The sequence below is a fragment of the Haloleucobacter albus genome (assembly GCF_052492075.1).
This window is the reverse complement of the sequence record NZ_JBQWAS010000022.1, coordinates 83,634-98,753: the sequence shown is the minus strand read 5'-3', so window position 1 is coordinate 98,753 and position 15,120 is coordinate 83,634. Positions and strand designations below refer to the sequence as shown.

The 15,120-nt window shown below is 60.8% G+C and carries 14 protein-coding genes; 2 read left to right on the top strand and 12 right to left on the bottom strand.

The features are described 5' to 3' along the window. Positions 1-97: 97 nt before the first annotated feature. The 7 genes from glyS to ACT6QH_RS05865 all read right to left on the bottom strand — a co-directional run bounded on the left by glyS (position 98) and on the right by ACT6QH_RS05865 (position 8,374). Positions 98-2,185 (bottom strand): glycine--tRNA ligase subunit beta, encoded by a 2,088-nt coding sequence (gene glyS, locus ACT6QH_RS05895; protein WP_444973882.1) that lies wholly within the window; start codon positions 2,183-2,185, stop codon positions 98-100. An 84-nt stretch (positions 2,186-2,269) separates the two neighbouring features. Next, positions 2,270-3,178, bottom strand: a complete 909-nt coding sequence (locus tag ACT6QH_RS05890; protein ID WP_444974018.1) for a glycine--tRNA ligase subunit alpha — start codon at positions 3,176-3,178, stop codon at positions 2,270-2,272. Positions 3,179-3,465: 287 nt separating this feature from the next. Next, entirely contained in the window at positions 3,466-4,557 is a 1,092-nt protein-coding gene (locus ACT6QH_RS05885; protein WP_444973881.1) for a TRAP transporter substrate-binding protein, read from the bottom strand. 249 nt (positions 4,558-4,806) lie between these two features. Then, entirely contained in the window at positions 4,807-5,949 is a 1,143-nt protein-coding gene (locus tag ACT6QH_RS05880; RefSeq protein ID WP_444974017.1) for an Mrp/NBP35 family ATP-binding protein, read from the bottom strand. A 344-nt stretch (positions 5,950-6,293) separates the two neighbouring features. Next, the gene (locus ACT6QH_RS05875; RefSeq protein WP_444974016.1) at positions 6,294-6,920 is read right to left on the bottom strand and encodes a uracil-DNA glycosylase family protein; all 627 of its coding nucleotides are present in this window, start codon (positions 6,918-6,920) and stop codon (positions 6,294-6,296) included. Positions 6,921-7,069: 149 nt separating this feature from the next. Continuing rightward, positions 7,070-7,681 carry a glutathione S-transferase family protein gene (locus ACT6QH_RS05870; protein ID WP_444973880.1) on the bottom strand — a complete coding sequence of 204 codons (612 nt, stop codon included), beginning with the start codon at positions 7,679-7,681 and terminating at the stop codon, positions 7,070-7,072. Between the two features lie 99 nt (positions 7,682-7,780). Continuing rightward, positions 7,781-8,374 carry a flavin reductase family protein gene (locus tag ACT6QH_RS05865; protein ID WP_444973879.1) on the bottom strand — a complete coding sequence of 198 codons (594 nt, stop codon included), beginning with the start codon at positions 8,372-8,374 and terminating at the stop codon, positions 7,781-7,783. A gap of 345 nt (positions 8,375-8,719) precedes the next feature. Here ACT6QH_RS05865 and ACT6QH_RS05860 point away from each other — a divergent pair, with 345 nt between their 5' ends. Next, positions 8,720-9,130, top strand: coding sequence for a rhodanese-like domain-containing protein (locus tag ACT6QH_RS05860; protein ID WP_444973878.1), 411 nt, complete (start codon positions 8,720-8,722; stop codon positions 9,128-9,130). Between the two features lie 436 nt (positions 9,131-9,566). Next, positions 9,567-10,121 (top strand): TetR/AcrR family transcriptional regulator, encoded by a 555-nt coding sequence (locus ACT6QH_RS05855; RefSeq protein WP_444973877.1) that lies wholly within the window; start codon positions 9,567-9,569, stop codon positions 10,119-10,121. A gap of 76 nt (positions 10,122-10,197) precedes the next feature. Here ACT6QH_RS05855 and ACT6QH_RS05850 read toward each other — a convergent pair whose 3' ends face one another. The 5 genes from ACT6QH_RS05850 to ACT6QH_RS05830 are packed head-to-tail and all read right to left on the bottom strand — an operon-like array spanning position 10,198 to position 15,106. Beyond that, on the bottom strand, positions 10,198-11,109 hold the full coding sequence (locus tag ACT6QH_RS05850; RefSeq protein ID WP_444973876.1) for a triphosphoribosyl-dephospho-CoA synthase: 912 nt from the start codon (positions 11,107-11,109) through the stop codon (positions 10,198-10,200). Between the two features lie 10 nt (positions 11,110-11,119). Next, positions 11,120-12,064, bottom strand: a complete 945-nt coding sequence (locus ACT6QH_RS05845) for an ATP-grasp domain-containing protein (protein WP_444973875.1) — start codon at positions 12,062-12,064, stop codon at positions 11,120-11,122. Further along, positions 12,061-13,068, bottom strand: coding sequence for a methenyltetrahydromethanopterin cyclohydrolase (gene mch, locus ACT6QH_RS05840; protein ID WP_444973874.1), 1,008 nt, complete (start codon positions 13,066-13,068; stop codon positions 12,061-12,063). Before mch ends, ACT6QH_RS05845 begins: the two co-directional genes overlap by 4 nt. Next, positions 13,065-14,192, bottom strand: coding sequence for an ATP-grasp domain-containing protein (locus tag ACT6QH_RS05835; RefSeq protein ID WP_444973873.1), 1,128 nt, complete (start codon positions 14,190-14,192; stop codon positions 13,065-13,067). Before ACT6QH_RS05835 ends, mch begins: the two co-directional genes overlap by 4 nt. Then, a complete protein-coding gene (locus ACT6QH_RS05830; RefSeq protein WP_444973872.1) occupies positions 14,189-15,106 on the bottom strand; it encodes an NAD(P)-dependent methylenetetrahydromethanopterin dehydrogenase in 918 nt (305 codons plus the stop codon). The genes ACT6QH_RS05835 and ACT6QH_RS05830 overlap by 4 nt, the downstream gene beginning before the upstream one ends. Positions 15,107-15,120 lie beyond the last annotated feature (14 nt).

Below are 15,120 nucleotides of genomic sequence, written 5' to 3'. Positions count from 1 at the left end.
GAAAAACCCTTCAGGCTGATAAGCACCCGGCTTTCAGCTTGAAGGGTTTTGCATTTGAAAAGGCAGGGGAACGGCCGTCCCCCTCGGCCTCAGATTTTCAGCCTTCGATCCGGTCGAAATCGGCAATGCCGCGGGTGGCGGCGCGGATTTCATCCAGCAGCTTCAGGCGGTTCTCACGCAGTTCCGGTTCCGGCGCATTCACCGTCACCGCCTCGAAGAAGGCGTCCACCGGCGCGCGCAGATCCGCCAGCGCCGTCATGGCCGCCGCGAAATCTTCCGCAGCCACGGCGCGGGCCACACGGGCCTTCACATCCTCGATGGCGGAGGCGAGCTTTTCCTCCTCCGCCAGCTTCAGAAGCGTGGCATTGGTGGGGCCGGCATAGGGCTTACCGTCCTTCTTTTCCTCGATGCGCAGAATGTTCACCGCGCGGCGATAGCCCGCCAGCAGGTTCTTGCCATCTTCCGACGACAGGAACGCCGCCAGCGCTTCCACCCGGCGCACCACGAGCAGCAGATCATCCTGCCCCTCCAGCGCGAAGACGGCATCCACCAGATCATGCCGCGCCCCGCGCTCACGCAGATGGCCCTTCAGGCGATCAGCGAAGAAGGAGAGCAGATCATCCTGCCAGCCTTCTGGCGCAGAAGCCGGAATGGCCTCGCTCTTGGCGGCGGCGGCAATCACCTCGCCCAGCCGCACCCGCAGCCCATTTTCCAGAATGATGCGGATGACACCCAGCGCAGCGCGGCGCAGGGCGTAGGGGTCTTTCGAGCCAGTGGGCTTTTCATCAATGGCCCAGAAGCCCACCAGCGTGTCGATCTTGTCGGCCAGCGCCACGGAGATGGAAACCGGCGCAGCAGGCACGATATCGGTGGGGCCCTGCGGCTTGTAATGTTCCTCGCAGGCGGCGGCGACCTCAGCGGCCATGCCCTCGCCCGCCGCATAATAGCGGCCCATCAGGCCCTGCAATTCAGGGAACTCACCCACCACTTCGGTGAGAAGGTCAGCCTTGCAGATCAGCGCTGCCTCTTCCGCCAGTGCGGGGCTGGCCCCGACCTGCGGCGCCAGCGCAACGGCGAGCTGACGGATCCGCTCAATCCGCGCCTGCTGGCTACCCAGCTTCTCGTGGAAGGTGATGTGCGCGAATTTCGGCAGATGCTTCTCAAGCCCATTGGCCCGGTCCGTATCCCAGAAGAATTTCGCATCGGAAAGGCGCGCGCGGATCACCCTTCCATTGCCGTCCACAATGGCCTTGCCACCATCATGCGCCAACAGATTGGAAATGAGAATGAAGCGGTTGGCAAGGCGGCCCGTCTTCGGGTCGTTCAGCACGAAGCACTTCTGGTTGGCGCGGATGGTAGCGCGGATGACTTCATCGGGAATATCGAGGAAGCGCTCCTCGAATTCCCCCATCAGCACCACGGGCCATTCCACAAGGCCGGCCACCTCTTCCAGCAGGCCGGCATCCTCCACCAGCTCCAGACCGGCGGCCAGCGCCAGATCCTTGGCGTCATTCAGGATGATGTCCTTGCGACGATCCCGATCCACCACCACGCGGGCGGCCTCAAGCTGGGCCATCCAGTCATCCAGCCGCTTCACGGTGATCGCCTGCGGCGCCATGAAGCGGTGGCCATAGGTGACATTGGAGGAGACGATGCCCTCCACCTCGAAGGATACCACTTCCGGCTCATCGCCCTCGGCCCCGAAGGTGCAGACGATGGAATGCAGCGGTCGCACCCAGCGCAGGCTGCCCGTGCCCCAGCGCATGGATTTCGGCCACGGGAAATGACGGATGATCTGCGGCATGATCTCCGCAATCACCTCCGGCGTGGAACGCCCGGCCCGGTGGATATGGGCGACATAGAAATCACCCTTCTTCGGATCAGACTGAACCTTCGCCTCTTCGATGGAGGAGAGGCCGGCCGCTTTCAGAAAGCCGGCCAGCGCGGCGTCGGGCGCGCCCACACGGGGGCCCTTCTTTTCCTCGTGCTGGTCGGCCTGTTTGCCGGGCAGGCCATGCACCGCCAGCGCCAGACGACGCGGGGTGACGAAGGCTTTCGCCCCCTCATAAAGCAGGCCGCGCTCCACCAGCGCATCGGTCACCAGCTTCTTCAGGGTTTCAGCCGCCTGCGCCTGCATGCGGGCGGGAATTTCCTCGGAGAAGAGTTCAAGCAGAAGATCAGGCATCGGTTTCTATTTCAGGCGCTGGCGGCCAGAGCTGCAAGGGCAGCAGGCCGGCAAGAAAGGGAAAGGCGGGGCATCGGAACCCGTTCAGGCGACGTTCACGCCGCCTGCATCCGTCTTCAGCCATGCCGCGCCGCAGGCTTTCGCCAGTTCGCGCACGCGCAGAATGTAGCTTTGCCGCTCGGTGACGGAGATCACGCCCCGCGCATCCAGCAGATTGAAGACATGAGAGGCCTTGATGCACTGATCGTAGGCGGGCAGCACCATCAGGTGCTTCTCGCCAGCATCACCGGCTTCAATGTAGCGCTTGCAGGCTGCCTCGGCCATGCGGAACTGCTCGAACAGCATGTCCGTATCCGCATGTTCAAAATTATGGCGGGAATATTCCTGCTCGGCCTGAAGGAATACATCGCCATAGGTGGTCTTTTCAGCCCCCTCGCGACCGTTGAAGTTCAGGTCGTACACATTTTCCACGCCCTGCACATACATGGCGAGGCGCTCAAGGCCGTAGGTCAGCTCGCCGGCCACCGGGGCGCATTCAAAGCCCGCCACCTGCTGGAAATAGGTGAACTGCGAGACCTCCATGCCATCGCACCAGCATTCCCAGCCCAGCCCCCAGGCCCCCAGTGTCGGGCTTTCCCAGTCATCTTCCACGAAGCGCACATCATGCAGCGCCAGATCCACGCCGATGGCTTCCAGAGACTTGAGATACAGCTCCTGAAGGTTCTCCGGCGAGGGCTTCAGGATGACCTGGAACTGATAATAATGTTGCAGACGATTGGGGTTCTCGCCATAGCGCCCATCCTTCGGCCGGCGTGAAGGCTGCACATAGGCTGCCTTCCAGTGCTTCGGCCCCAGCGCCCGCAGCGTGGTGGCGGGGTGGAATGTACCCGCGCCCACTTCCATGTCGTAAGGCTGAAGAATGACACAGCCCTGATCGGCCCAGAAACGCTGAAGGGTCAGCAGCAGGGCCTGAAAGGAACGGTCGGGCCGCATGTGAGCGGGCAAAGCGGGGTCGATCATGGAAACTCGCGGCGATGAGCCTGCCATGGCCGGTGTCGCGCGCTTTCCCTTCCCGGCAGGAAGGCCAAAAACCCGCGCCCCCGCAGCCACAGGCCGGCAGAACGGACAGTGCCCGGAACGGGCTTGCGGACAGTAGTTTTTCACCCCTGTGAGATCAAGAAGATCAACGAACAAACCATCTGCCACGGGGACAAAAACAAGAAAAAGCCCGCACAACCCTGCTGCACGGGCTTTTTCATATTCAGAAGGCCCAGCCTCGCTCAGCCTCTGGCGCGGGCGCGCACCATGAAATCATCATAGGAGAATTCGCCCACCTGCCACCACAGATAGTCCGCATTGCGCAAAGCCTTGATCTGCGTCCACACCTTGCGGAACTCGGCATTGTCTGCGGAAATTTCCTCATACATGGTGTTGGCGGCCTTGTAGGCGGCCTCCAGCATATCATTGGGGAAACGACGCAGAAGCGCACCCTGCTTCACAAGGTTCTGGATGGCGGTGGGGTTCACCGCATCATAATGAGCGATGAGGTTGTTATTGGCCTCACCGGCCGCCGTGCGCGCCATGGTTTTGTAAACGTCCGGCAGCTTGGCCCATTCTTCCTGATTGAAGAAGAAGTTCAGGCCCGCGCAACCTTCCCACCAGCCGGGATAATAATAATAGGGCGCAACCTTGTAGAGGCCGAGCTTCTCATCATCATAGGGGCCCACCCATTCGGCGGCATCAATGGTGCCACGCTCCAAAGAGGGGTAGATGTCGCCGCCGGGAAGCTGCTGCGGCACCACGCCAAGGCGGGAGAGCACCTGCCCGCCAAGGCCGGCGATGCGCATTTTCAGCCCCTTCAGATCATCCAGAGACTTGATTTCCGTGCGGAACCAGCCGCCCATCTGCGCGCCGGTATTACCGCCCGGCAGCATATAAACATTATACGCCTTGTAGAAATCATTCAGCAGCTCAATACCGCCCTGATAATAGAGCCAGGCATTCATCTGCCGCGTATTCAGGCCAAAGGGAATGGTGCTGCCGAAGGCAAAGGTCGGATCCTTGCCCACATAATAATAAGAGGCGGTGTAACACATCTCCACGGTGTGGTTCTGCGTGGCATCCACCACCTGTAGCGCCGGCACGATCTCCCCGGCCGTGAAGATCTGGATCTGGAAACGGCCTTCGCTCATTTCCTCCATACGCCTGGCGAAATTCACGGCCGTACTGTGCAGCGTATCCTGCGTCTTCTGGAAGGAGGTGGCGCACCGCCACTTCACCTGCGGCAGGGTCTGGGCGATGGCCGGCATGGCGACCGAAGCAGAAGCGGCGACACCAGCCCCTGCGGCGGTGAGAAAGTCGCGGCGTTTCATGAAACTCTCCCTTGAGCAGACAGGCCCGCACTGCGCGCCCGATCATTCTGCCCCGGTTTTATGCAGTTTTTGCGCAAAAGCACAGGGGGGAAGACGCATGGCCGGCAAACCGCTGCGCACATGGCTCCCCTGTCATGGCTCCCATATCACGCTTCCGTGCGCCTTCACCGGAGACTTTCAGGTTTCCGCGCCTGCGACCGGCCCCAAAGCGCGCCCCAAACAACCTGTTTCGGGGCGCGCGGAGATATGTCACTCCACCACAATGCGCGGTGCGGCACGGCCGCCCTCGGCCTTATCCAGCGCGGCCTTCACCCCCGCCGCCACACGGCGATAGGCTTCCGCCTGCGGGCTCTGCGGCTCGGCCTCCACCACCGGGCGGCCCGCATCGGAAAGCTCGCGAATGCTCATATGCAGGGGAATTTCCCCCAGGAAGGGCACCCCCACTTTTTCAGCCTCGGCGCGGGCGCCACCATGGCCGAAAATATCCGAACGCTCCCCGCAATGCGGACAGACAAAATAGGCCATATTCTCCACCACGCCGAGCAGGGGTACATTCACCTTCTCGAACATGGCAATGCCCCGGCGCGCATCAATCAGCGCCAGATCCTGCGGGGTGGAGACAATGACAGCGCCGGCCAGCTTCACCTGCTGGGCCATGGTGAGCTGGGCATCGCCGGTGCCGGGCGGCATATCCACCACCAGCACATCCAGCGGGCCCCAGTTCACATCGCGCAGCATCTGGGTCAACGCCGACATCACCATGGGGCCGCGCCAGATCATGGCCTGGTCTTCCTCCACCAGAAACCCGATGGACATGACCTTGAGGCCGAACGCATCCAGCGGCAGCAGGGTCTTGCCCTCGCCCATTTCCGGCTTTTGCGAAAGACCCGTGAGGCGTGGCACGGAGGGGCCGTAAATATCGGCATCCAGCAGCCCCACCTTCAGCCCCTGATCCCGAAGGCCCAGAGCCAGATTGATGGAGGTGGTGGACTTGCCCACCCCGCCTTTGCCGGACGCCACGGCGATGATGGATTTAACCCCCGGCACTGAAATGGTGCGCTGGGCCGGGCCACCTGCGCCAGCCCCCCGCGCAGGTGCGGCAGAAGGGCCAGCCCCCTGCTGTCCCTGCCCCGCCCCGCCGGGCTTGCGCTCTGCCGTGAGAGTGACAAGGGCGGAAACCACGCCGGGCAGCGCCTTCACCGCATCCTCGGCTTCTACCCGCACGGCATCCCATGCCCGCGCCTTTGCCGGGTCCACCGTGATGGACAGATAAACCTTGCCATGATTGATCGCGATGCCTGAAAGGGCGGAGGCCAGAGACAGCACCACGCCTTCTGGAGTTTTCACGGTTGCGAGAGCGCCCCGCACCTGATCTTCGCGCACCTCGGCCATGCCGTCATCCTTCTTCTTCTCATGCACAGCCATCCCGCTGTGTGAGGCATTGTCTGGCTTTTCACCATTTCGTCCCATCAGGCGGCTGGTGACATTCCGGAACTTGTCCAACATGTTTCTGCTTCACATGATATGCCGCTCCGGCAAACCCGGAGAAAGCGGGGAGCAAGGGGGGCAATGACGAGGGCCAGCATCAGGAGCAAGCCCTTCAGATCACGCTCATATGGGGCTCACCCCTCTGTGCGGCAACCTTGCCGGCAAAGAGAAGTCAGCCAACTCTCGTCAGAGGGATGGCACCACCCCGCAGACCGTTTGGATCGAGACGCTCAAAACGGCACTACCCGTCACAGATCCGGCCCGAGAAGAGCCTGAATATCCGCCTGCAACTGCGGCAGCACCTCCGTCTCGAAGAAGGGATTGCGCTTCAGCCAGCCACTGTTGCGCCATGAGGGATGCGGCAGGGGATAGACACAGACCGGCCCGCCCTTCACCACTTCTTGCATCGCCCCATTTTGACGCGGTCGCAGCCCGGCTGCACGCACCGCCCGCCAGTTCTGCACCGTCTCCGTCAGGCTGGAGCCGAGATAAGCCCCAAGGCCCAGCCGCCTGAGATGATAGGCCTGCGCCGGCCGGCCTACGGCCAGCACCAGCCGGAATGGCGGCAGGGTGGCGAACAGCGCATCATGCCATGTGCGCACACATTCGCGCCGGGGCGGCAAATCCGCCCCTTTGGCATCCAGCCCCGGAAAGCAGAAGCCCATGGGAATAATGGCGATGCGGCGCACATCATAGAAAGTGGTCTTGTCCACTCCCATCCAGTTGCGCAACCTGTCTCCAGACGGGTCCGTGAAAGGCAGGCCCGAGGCATGCACCCGCGTGCCCGGTGCCTGACCGGCCACCAGGATGCGGGCAGTGGAGGCCACCCGCAACACCGGGCGGGGTGCATGCGGCAAGGGCGTGCCCGATGGCATCTCCACACAGACCCGGCAGGCGCGAACCCGCGCAAGAAGCCTGGCCACCGCACTGTCCGGCTCCAGCGGAGCCGCATATTCTTCAGGCGCTCCACCAAGCTGCACATCAGGCCCGCAAGTGGTGCGCTGCCTTTCAAAACCCGCCATTCTCAGGCTGACATGCTCGGCCGGGCGGAAACCACGGCACGCCAGCGCGCCAGATGTTCCAGCTTGTCCGGCATGTCCACCCGCGCCATCTTCATGAAATCAATGGTGGTGATGGCCACGATATCGGCATAGCTGAAACGCGCGCCAGCGATGAAGGCACGTTCCGCCAGTTGCGCATCCAGAAACTCAAGCGCAGCCTGAACCTTGGGCTTGTTGGCCTCGCCCCATTCCCCCACCTGCGGCACTTCAACCTGCGCCATGCCGGGGTGCAGATGCCGCAGCACCGCCGCCACGGCGGCATACAGGCCAAACTCGATCCGCCGGGTCCACATTTCCACCTGCGCCTGTTCCAGCGCATCATGTCCAAACAGGTTCGGCTCTGGCTGCACGGCTTCAAAATAGCGACAAATAGCCGTGCTCTCGCAAATTACCGTGCCATCATCCAGCTCCAGCGCGGGCACCTGGCATTGCGGATTGAGAGACCGAAAAGCCTCCCCCTTATGCTCCAATGTGCGCAAATCAACCGGCACATGCGGTATGGAAATGCCCTTCTCGGCCAGAAAGATCCGCACGCGACGCGGATTGGGGGCAAAATCGGCATCATAAAGCTTCATGGATCGGGGCTCCTACGACTTTATGCCAACACAGAACACGCCCAGAGAGCAGGCGCAAGCGCCCGGCATGGCTCTGCGCGCGAATAGAGCCCGAAAATGCTATGAACTGGCCGCGCCGGAGCAACCCGAAAGCTGGCGATAGCCTCCGCCCCACTGCAACAGCGGCCCATCCCCCTCCGTGAGACGGGTGGCCACCACACGCCCCAGCAAGATGAGATGATCGCGCCGCGCCATCACTTCATCCAGAACGCAATCGAAGCTCACAAGAGCATCCGCCAGCACGGGCGCGCCAGTATCCAGGCGTGTCCAGGCGACGGAAGGAGAAAGCCGGATCTCCGCGCCATGGTCTGCCGCCAATTGGGTGGCCAGAGCCTGATGATGCGCCCGCAGCACATTGATGGCAAATGCCTGCCCCGTTTCCACCCAACCCGAAAGCCGGGCCGATTGCCTCACAATGCAAAGCAGCATTGGCGGATGAAGAGACAGAGGGGCAACCGAAACAACCGGCACACCCATATGCCCCTCACCCGGCTCAAAGGTCAGCACGCTGACAGCACCGGCCAGCTTGCGCGTCGCCATCCGGTAAGCCAGCGCCGTGGGCGTCAGTTCCGTGGGCGTCAGCTCCGCACCTGCCGCCCCGGCCTGTGAAGGCGCGGCCTTCCGGCCGAAAACGGGGAATGAATGGGCCTTCATAGTGGAACTCCTGACCAACACGTCTCGGCATTTCTGAAACCGGCAGACACGATAAATCTGCGACAAACCAACAGTCAATTTATTTGATTGATTTAGTTTTGTTTGATCCAATCACATTCCGGCTCCTCATTGTGTTTCGAGGATATTCATGTGGGAAAAACAGCCTGCGACCTCCATATCTGGAGGCGAGCCCTGCGACACATCCTCTTTCCGCGTGCAAAGGGGTTGCCTCAGCCCTTCCCCATCGTCACAAGGCTCAAGCGCGGGCATCCGCACGCCAAGGCTTGATATGAGGCTTGCCGCAGTGTCTGGACAACGCCCGCACAAAGTTGCAACGAGGCTGCGATGGCGACGCTGATTTCCGCTCAGGACCTGCACAGGAAACTCGAACAGGGTGCGCTCACCCTGCTTGATGTTCGCTCACCGGGAGAGTTTGCGCGCGCCCATGTGCCGCAGGCCATCAACGCACCGCTCACCTCGCTCGACCCGGCAGCGCTTGAACAGCTTGGCACCGTCAATCGCAAGAAGACGTTGTATCTGATGTGCCAGACGCAGGGGCGCTCTGGCATGGCTGCCACACATTTTGAGAAGGCCGGCTTTCGCAAGGTTGTGATCGTGGCTGGCGGCATGGCTGGCTGGAAGGCGGCGGGCCTGGCCATCAACACCGCCCCCGGCGCAGCAACCACACAATCAACACGCTATATTGCAATTGCCATTGCTCTGGCGGCGGGCTTGACCCTGGCCTGGCTGATATGATCTGCCGGCACAGAAGCCAAAAATGACAGACGCCGCCCTGTGAAGATGCCTCCTGCAACAGGCCGACGTATTCGAACCCGTATTCACAGATGGTGACGCGCCATTTCAGCTTCCACGCAGGAACATGCACAAGCACGTCTCATCCTCAGGTGGTATGGCACGACATGAAATCTTCTGCCAATCTACGGGCCGTGGCATGATCGTGCTCAATAAGAAAGCAGGAGGGGAGAGGTCATCTTCCACCATGGCCATGCATTATTATGCGGACGGAATGACCCTTCACGGAAACCGCCCCTGTGACAATGCCCAACTCTGACGATTGCAGAAGACAGAACATATGCTAAATGAAAATATAACAAGCCGCTCAAACCTTGAATATTTCTGCCAGACATATCTGTCTCAAAAAAATGCCACGAAGAAGGGCATGGAAACCATATTGAACATTCTCGAATCCGCCCGGAATGTTCTGCTAACCGAAGGATATGCAGGCCTGACATTGCGCAATATCGCAAGCGTCGCAGGCATCCGCCTCAGCAATCTGCAATATTATTACCCCAGCAAGGATAACCTTGTTGAGGATCTGCTGACATTCATATTTTCCGTCTACTATCACAGATACAATCAGATTTCGCTCGACAAAAACCTGACCCCAGAGGAAAAACTGACCGCCCTCACCGAGTATCTTCTGAAAGATATTCGGGACAAGGCGGTCAACAAGGTCTTTTTTGAACTCTGGACACTCTCGCAGCACAATTCTTATGTCTCGGAAATGCTGTCCGATATGTATGACAATTATTGCGACTTGCTCGATGATCTGATCGCCAACATCTCACCCGAGATGCCCGCCGCCAAACGTAAAAACCGGGCTATTCTTGCCGCCTTCCTGATTGAAGGGATCATGGTGCACATCAATATCAACCAGGCCAGCGACAAGGATTTGTCTGCAATCGACAAGGAATGTGTCGAGCTGGTTCAATATCTGGCTCATTAGGGGCCAGAAAATACAGCCTCCACCCTGAAGACACTCAAATACTCCAAGAAAAGGCGAACCCTTATCTTCATCTCCATCAGGCGAGTGACAATCCCCCTTGTTCAAGACGAAGCTGAACCGCTGTGCCCGGCCTTGCGATCTGCGCAGCCAAAGCAATGGCAACGCAGAAATCCGCAGTCGTACCAGGGTTGATCGCGCGTTTTTTCAAAGCCTCATCCCAGGCGTGAAACTCTTCAGCTGCATCCAGCTTTTCACCCGCCTCATCACGCTGCAACCAGGCCCGCGCCTCAATCATCACACCTTGAGCGAGCTCCCGCCCGTATTTGCGGATGATATGCGTATCCGGCAGATGCGCCAGCATATGCAGAAAAGTGCGACGCATGGCCAGACGAGCAGCCCTTTCGTGGCCCTCCAGCTCATCCAGCCGCGCCAGAAAAACGGGCAGCCCAAACGACAGAACCTGTTCAAAACCATTGACATACTGGCGTGCAATTTCATCACGATTTTCAGCCAGCCTCATGGCGTCCCTCAAATTGATTGTAGGGGATGCGCCATGAACATCCTGCTCCGCCATCTCACCTAGCCCGGCAGGCGTCGCCATAGTGATGGCCCTGTAGGTTGCCTCGGCGTCCGCAACCGTTAGTCCTGCCAATGTCGTATTCAGCCCTTCTCTTAGCTCGCACAAACCCGCGCCGCGCGGCAAAGCGCCCCATGCGTGCAGAAGAGGGGCACACAACAACAATATACCCAAGTTGGTATTACATCCAACAGCCTGCCATGTGGCAGAAACAGCTGCCTCAATTCTTTTACCAACCGTACGCCCCAGTGCACACAAAGCCGGCGCTGAAACGCTGGCGCTCACCAGAAACTGTTGCGCCTCCATATTATGGCCATGGGAATGCAGGCTGACATTCCCCGGCTTGCGCGTCGCAATATCCAGCCAGCAGGCGCTTTCAAACGCCTGCTGGTGCACACAGAAGGCTGCCATTGTCATTTCCCTAACCCGATATATTCCGGGCCGCGGCCGTCAAAAGGCCCGCACATTTACGATGCAGAAGATCATCCACCATGGCCTGTGCAAGATCCATCCGGGTCGTTTTCTGGAGAGAACGCCAGGCTGCGACACCATTTACTTCAATAACCTGAATATCATCCTGCCCCGGCCCTGTCGGCAGAAGGTCAACACCGGCATAATCCATATCCAGTGCCTGCGCTGCAGCCTCGGCCAGCTTGGTGAGTGCAGGGTTCAGCTCTTCCTTCTCGCACGCTGCTCCGCACGCCGCATTATGTACCCAGTCCGCACTTGTCCGGCGCATGGCCGCAACGGCCCGCCCGCCAATCACCAATACGCGCCAATCAAAACCGGGCGTCGTGCGCGGAGGAATGTAGCGCTGGAGATATGCCAGCCCGCCAAAGCCTTTCGCAAGTGAAGGCAGTGGCACATGCTGGCCTTCCACTTGGCCAACAAGCTGCAAGCCCTTGCCCTGCGAACCGAATAATGGCTTGAGCACCAATGCGTGGCCCGCTGCGCTCTCGCGCATGACAATACGCTGTGCCTGCGCCTGAGATTCCACCGCCCATGTGGCCGGCATGGGAATGCCCGCCGCATGAAGGAGCAGGCTTGTCATCGCCTTGTCCACGCTGCGCTCAATGGCGCGGGCATCATTATACACGGGTATGCCCAGATCTCGCAGCATGTGCAGCGTCCCCAGACGCCGCGTCACCTGCTCGAAACTGCCCCCCGCTATGCCCCGCACAATCGCAGCATCCGGCAAGGCCCGGCCAAACCCCGGCAAGACAAGACCATGCCGGGAAGCCGTGGTGTCCACCCGGCAATCAGCAAGGTCCAGCACCCGCCCCACAGCCCCCCGCGCCCGCAGGGCGGCTTGCAAGCGACGCACATGCCAGCCGCTTTCATCTGAGATAATGGCGACACGCATCATTCCGTCACCCACAATCCACGCAGGAAACCAAGATCCGTAGCGCCCCGATGCCATGTCCGCCCGGTATCGAGATTGCTCACCCAAACCTCTGCGGGGGCAAACAAGGCGCCATCCAGCTTGTAGAAATCATAGCCTGCCGCCTCGAAGAGCGCCTTGAAGGACTTGCCATAATCACGGGACGTTCCTGATGGCAGCTCACGCGCGAGGCGTTCCGCCTCCTCATCAGAACCCCGCACGGAGAGATGCACGCTCCCGCCATAAAGAATGGCATCATTGGTGCGCCCCATGGCCTCCAGCCCATCATCCGCAGGCGCTGGCAAGGGGGCGCAGGCGCTTCCATCAACGATATAGCGCAGGTCAAAGCCGATTTCATGCGCCTTGTGCAAGGCCACTTCCAGCACGCGCGCAACAACCTGCGTCGTGCCCGCCGAACTGCGTGTAGGGGTGACGATGACCGTCAGATTCCTTGCGGTCAGGCCACAATCATTCAGCACCTTGTTCAGCACCGGGCGCGGCGGAAGACGATCAGCCTCAAGCACGAGCACGCCCTCTCCGGCCGTATCGCGATAACCAAGCTCGCCATACAACTCCTCCTTCACGGCCAGCGCCCGCGCAGGGCCAGACCCCAGCGCAAAGAAGGATTTCCCCTGCGTCTCTTCCTTGCTGGCAGAAAGACTCCAGCCCGCATACTGGCTGCCCAGACACGCCAGAACCGGCTGCGAGGAGGAAACCTCAACCCAGCGCGGCCACCCCTCTCTGGGATGGGCGGAAAGCTGCACGCGCCCCAAACCCGCCATGCAAATTTCAGCGATGGCCAGGCCAGCCTCAACACCGCCTTCGCAGGCAATGCCAGCATCCACCAGCGTCACGCCACTCTCATCCTGCGAAATGTGCAGGCGCAGGCTGGAAGCACGCGCGATGATATCCCGCACAAGAGGGCCCGCAAGGCGGTTCACGCTGGGCATCGCATGAGCAGAAAGGGTGAGTTCCGGCGCGGTCGTCATGGTGTCTCCACTTGCAGGAAAAGAGTTTTGATCTGTTGGGTCAGCTCGGCCTCAATGCCGGGTTCATCACAGCCCTGCGCGCTTACGCTGCATATGGGCAGGCCGCTTTCAAAACGGGTTCCGCTCCGGGGCACGTCATGCACCCAGCAGGTGTTCGCGAGCCATTCGGCTCCAGCAGAACTCAACGTAAAGGCATTGTTTGCATAGACAATTCCATGGCCGCGCATCGCCATTGGCATGCTTTCCGTACCCTGCTGTGGCAAGCAGCCTTTCAGGCAGGCTTCAATATGGGCACGGATCAGGCCCGGCCCATACAGCGCCATCGTCGCCGGCGGGCGGGGATTGATTTCAAGCAAGTGGCAAACGGCTTCCCCCGCTTCGTCCGCCAGCAGAAAATCCATGCTGCCCAGCCCCACAAGGCCGAAATGGCGCACCAGCCGGTTCAGCGCCTCAGCCAAGGGCCCTGTCACGGACAAGGGCAGATCAAGAGGGCCAATAGCGCCAGCATAGAGATAAGGATGATGGTCCATGGCCTGCACACGCTGCGCCTGCCACCCCCAGATATGGGCGCGCTCCGCATTCGCAACGAAAAGGGCAGACATGGGACGCCCCACCAGACGACGCTGGTAACAGGCAACCCTTCCATGCGCGGCATGCGCCGCCATGGTGATGTGCCGCCCTCCAGTTCCGCCCCGCTCCTTCACCAGCCAGCCAGCCAGATCATCCGGCCGGTCCGCGCGTGTCTCAGGGTGGCGCATATTGAGCTTCTGAAGGCTCCGGGCGAACTCCAGAGGGTTCCCAAGCAGACGAACAGTCTCCACAGATGCGCCAATCAGCGGCAGCACAGTGGCGGCCTCAGCCAGAAGGTCTGGCTGCGCCTCAAACCCTCCGCCGGCAACCCAGCCCTCCGCCCCGGCACGACGCGCATTTTCCAGCGCATCCAGCAGGGCGTGCGGGTTCAGTCGCAGGCTGCCATCTGCGGTTCCAATATCGTGCCAGTCATCTGCGGCCCTGCGCGTATCGACATCTCCGAAAAGATCAAGCGCAATCACCCCGAAGCCATCCTGCCGGGCGGCTTCGGCCAGAAGACGAGCAGAAAGAGCCGCGACGGCAATGCTTCTCATGGCTTTGCCGCACTCTCGGCCAGAACATTCCGCGCCATGGCGAAAGCTTCGGCGAAGCTCAATGTCAGCGGCTGCCCTTCCGTGCACATGCGCGCCAGCAACCGATGCTGGGTCTGATATTTGACATTGCCGATGGCCAGCGCGCCAATGCCCACTGCCTTCATTCCCTCAATGGGTTTACCGTCGTCGAACACGCCCACATCAGCGATACCGGCAGGGGGCACGGCATTGATGTCTGCCGCGACAAGCAGATGGTCCGCCGCGCCCTGCAAAAGCTCACGGCTCAGCACCTCCACGCCGGCGGCGGCTGTCGCCAGAACGATTTCAGCCCCATCAAGCGCAACGCGCACATCCTCGGCCCGTTTGCCAGAGGCCCCCTTGAGCGTGACGCCGAAACGCCCGCCCGTCTCCTCCGCAGCCTTTTTTGCCGATTCCAGCCCGCGATAACTGGTAATGGTGACATCCGCGCCCGCCTGCGCCGCCAGCACAGCTGCAATACGGCCCACCGGCCCGGTGCCGCTGAGAATGAGAACACGGCGCCCAGCCAGTCCCAGCCCGTGCACCACCTTCAGATGATGTTCGACAGCCGCAACCTGGGCCGCCGCCGTCGTGTAAGCGCCACTCGGGTCCGCCATGACGGAAACGATAAAGGGCGGCACCATCGCGCCGCGCACCAGCTCGATAAAATCCGATGCCTCAAGAGCATCCCGCCCGCCAATGAAGATACCCGTCCGCACCGCATCCTTGGGGCTGCGGGAGAAAATGGCATCTTGCGTCAGCGTAGCCAGGGCAGACGACTCGACACCCGTATAAGGGATAACATGCTGATATCCCGCATCAATCGCCATATTGACATCGAATGGACTTGCATTCGGACTGGAAGTGAACAGGTGGAGAATGAGCGAATGGGCCATTGAAGGGCTCCTGT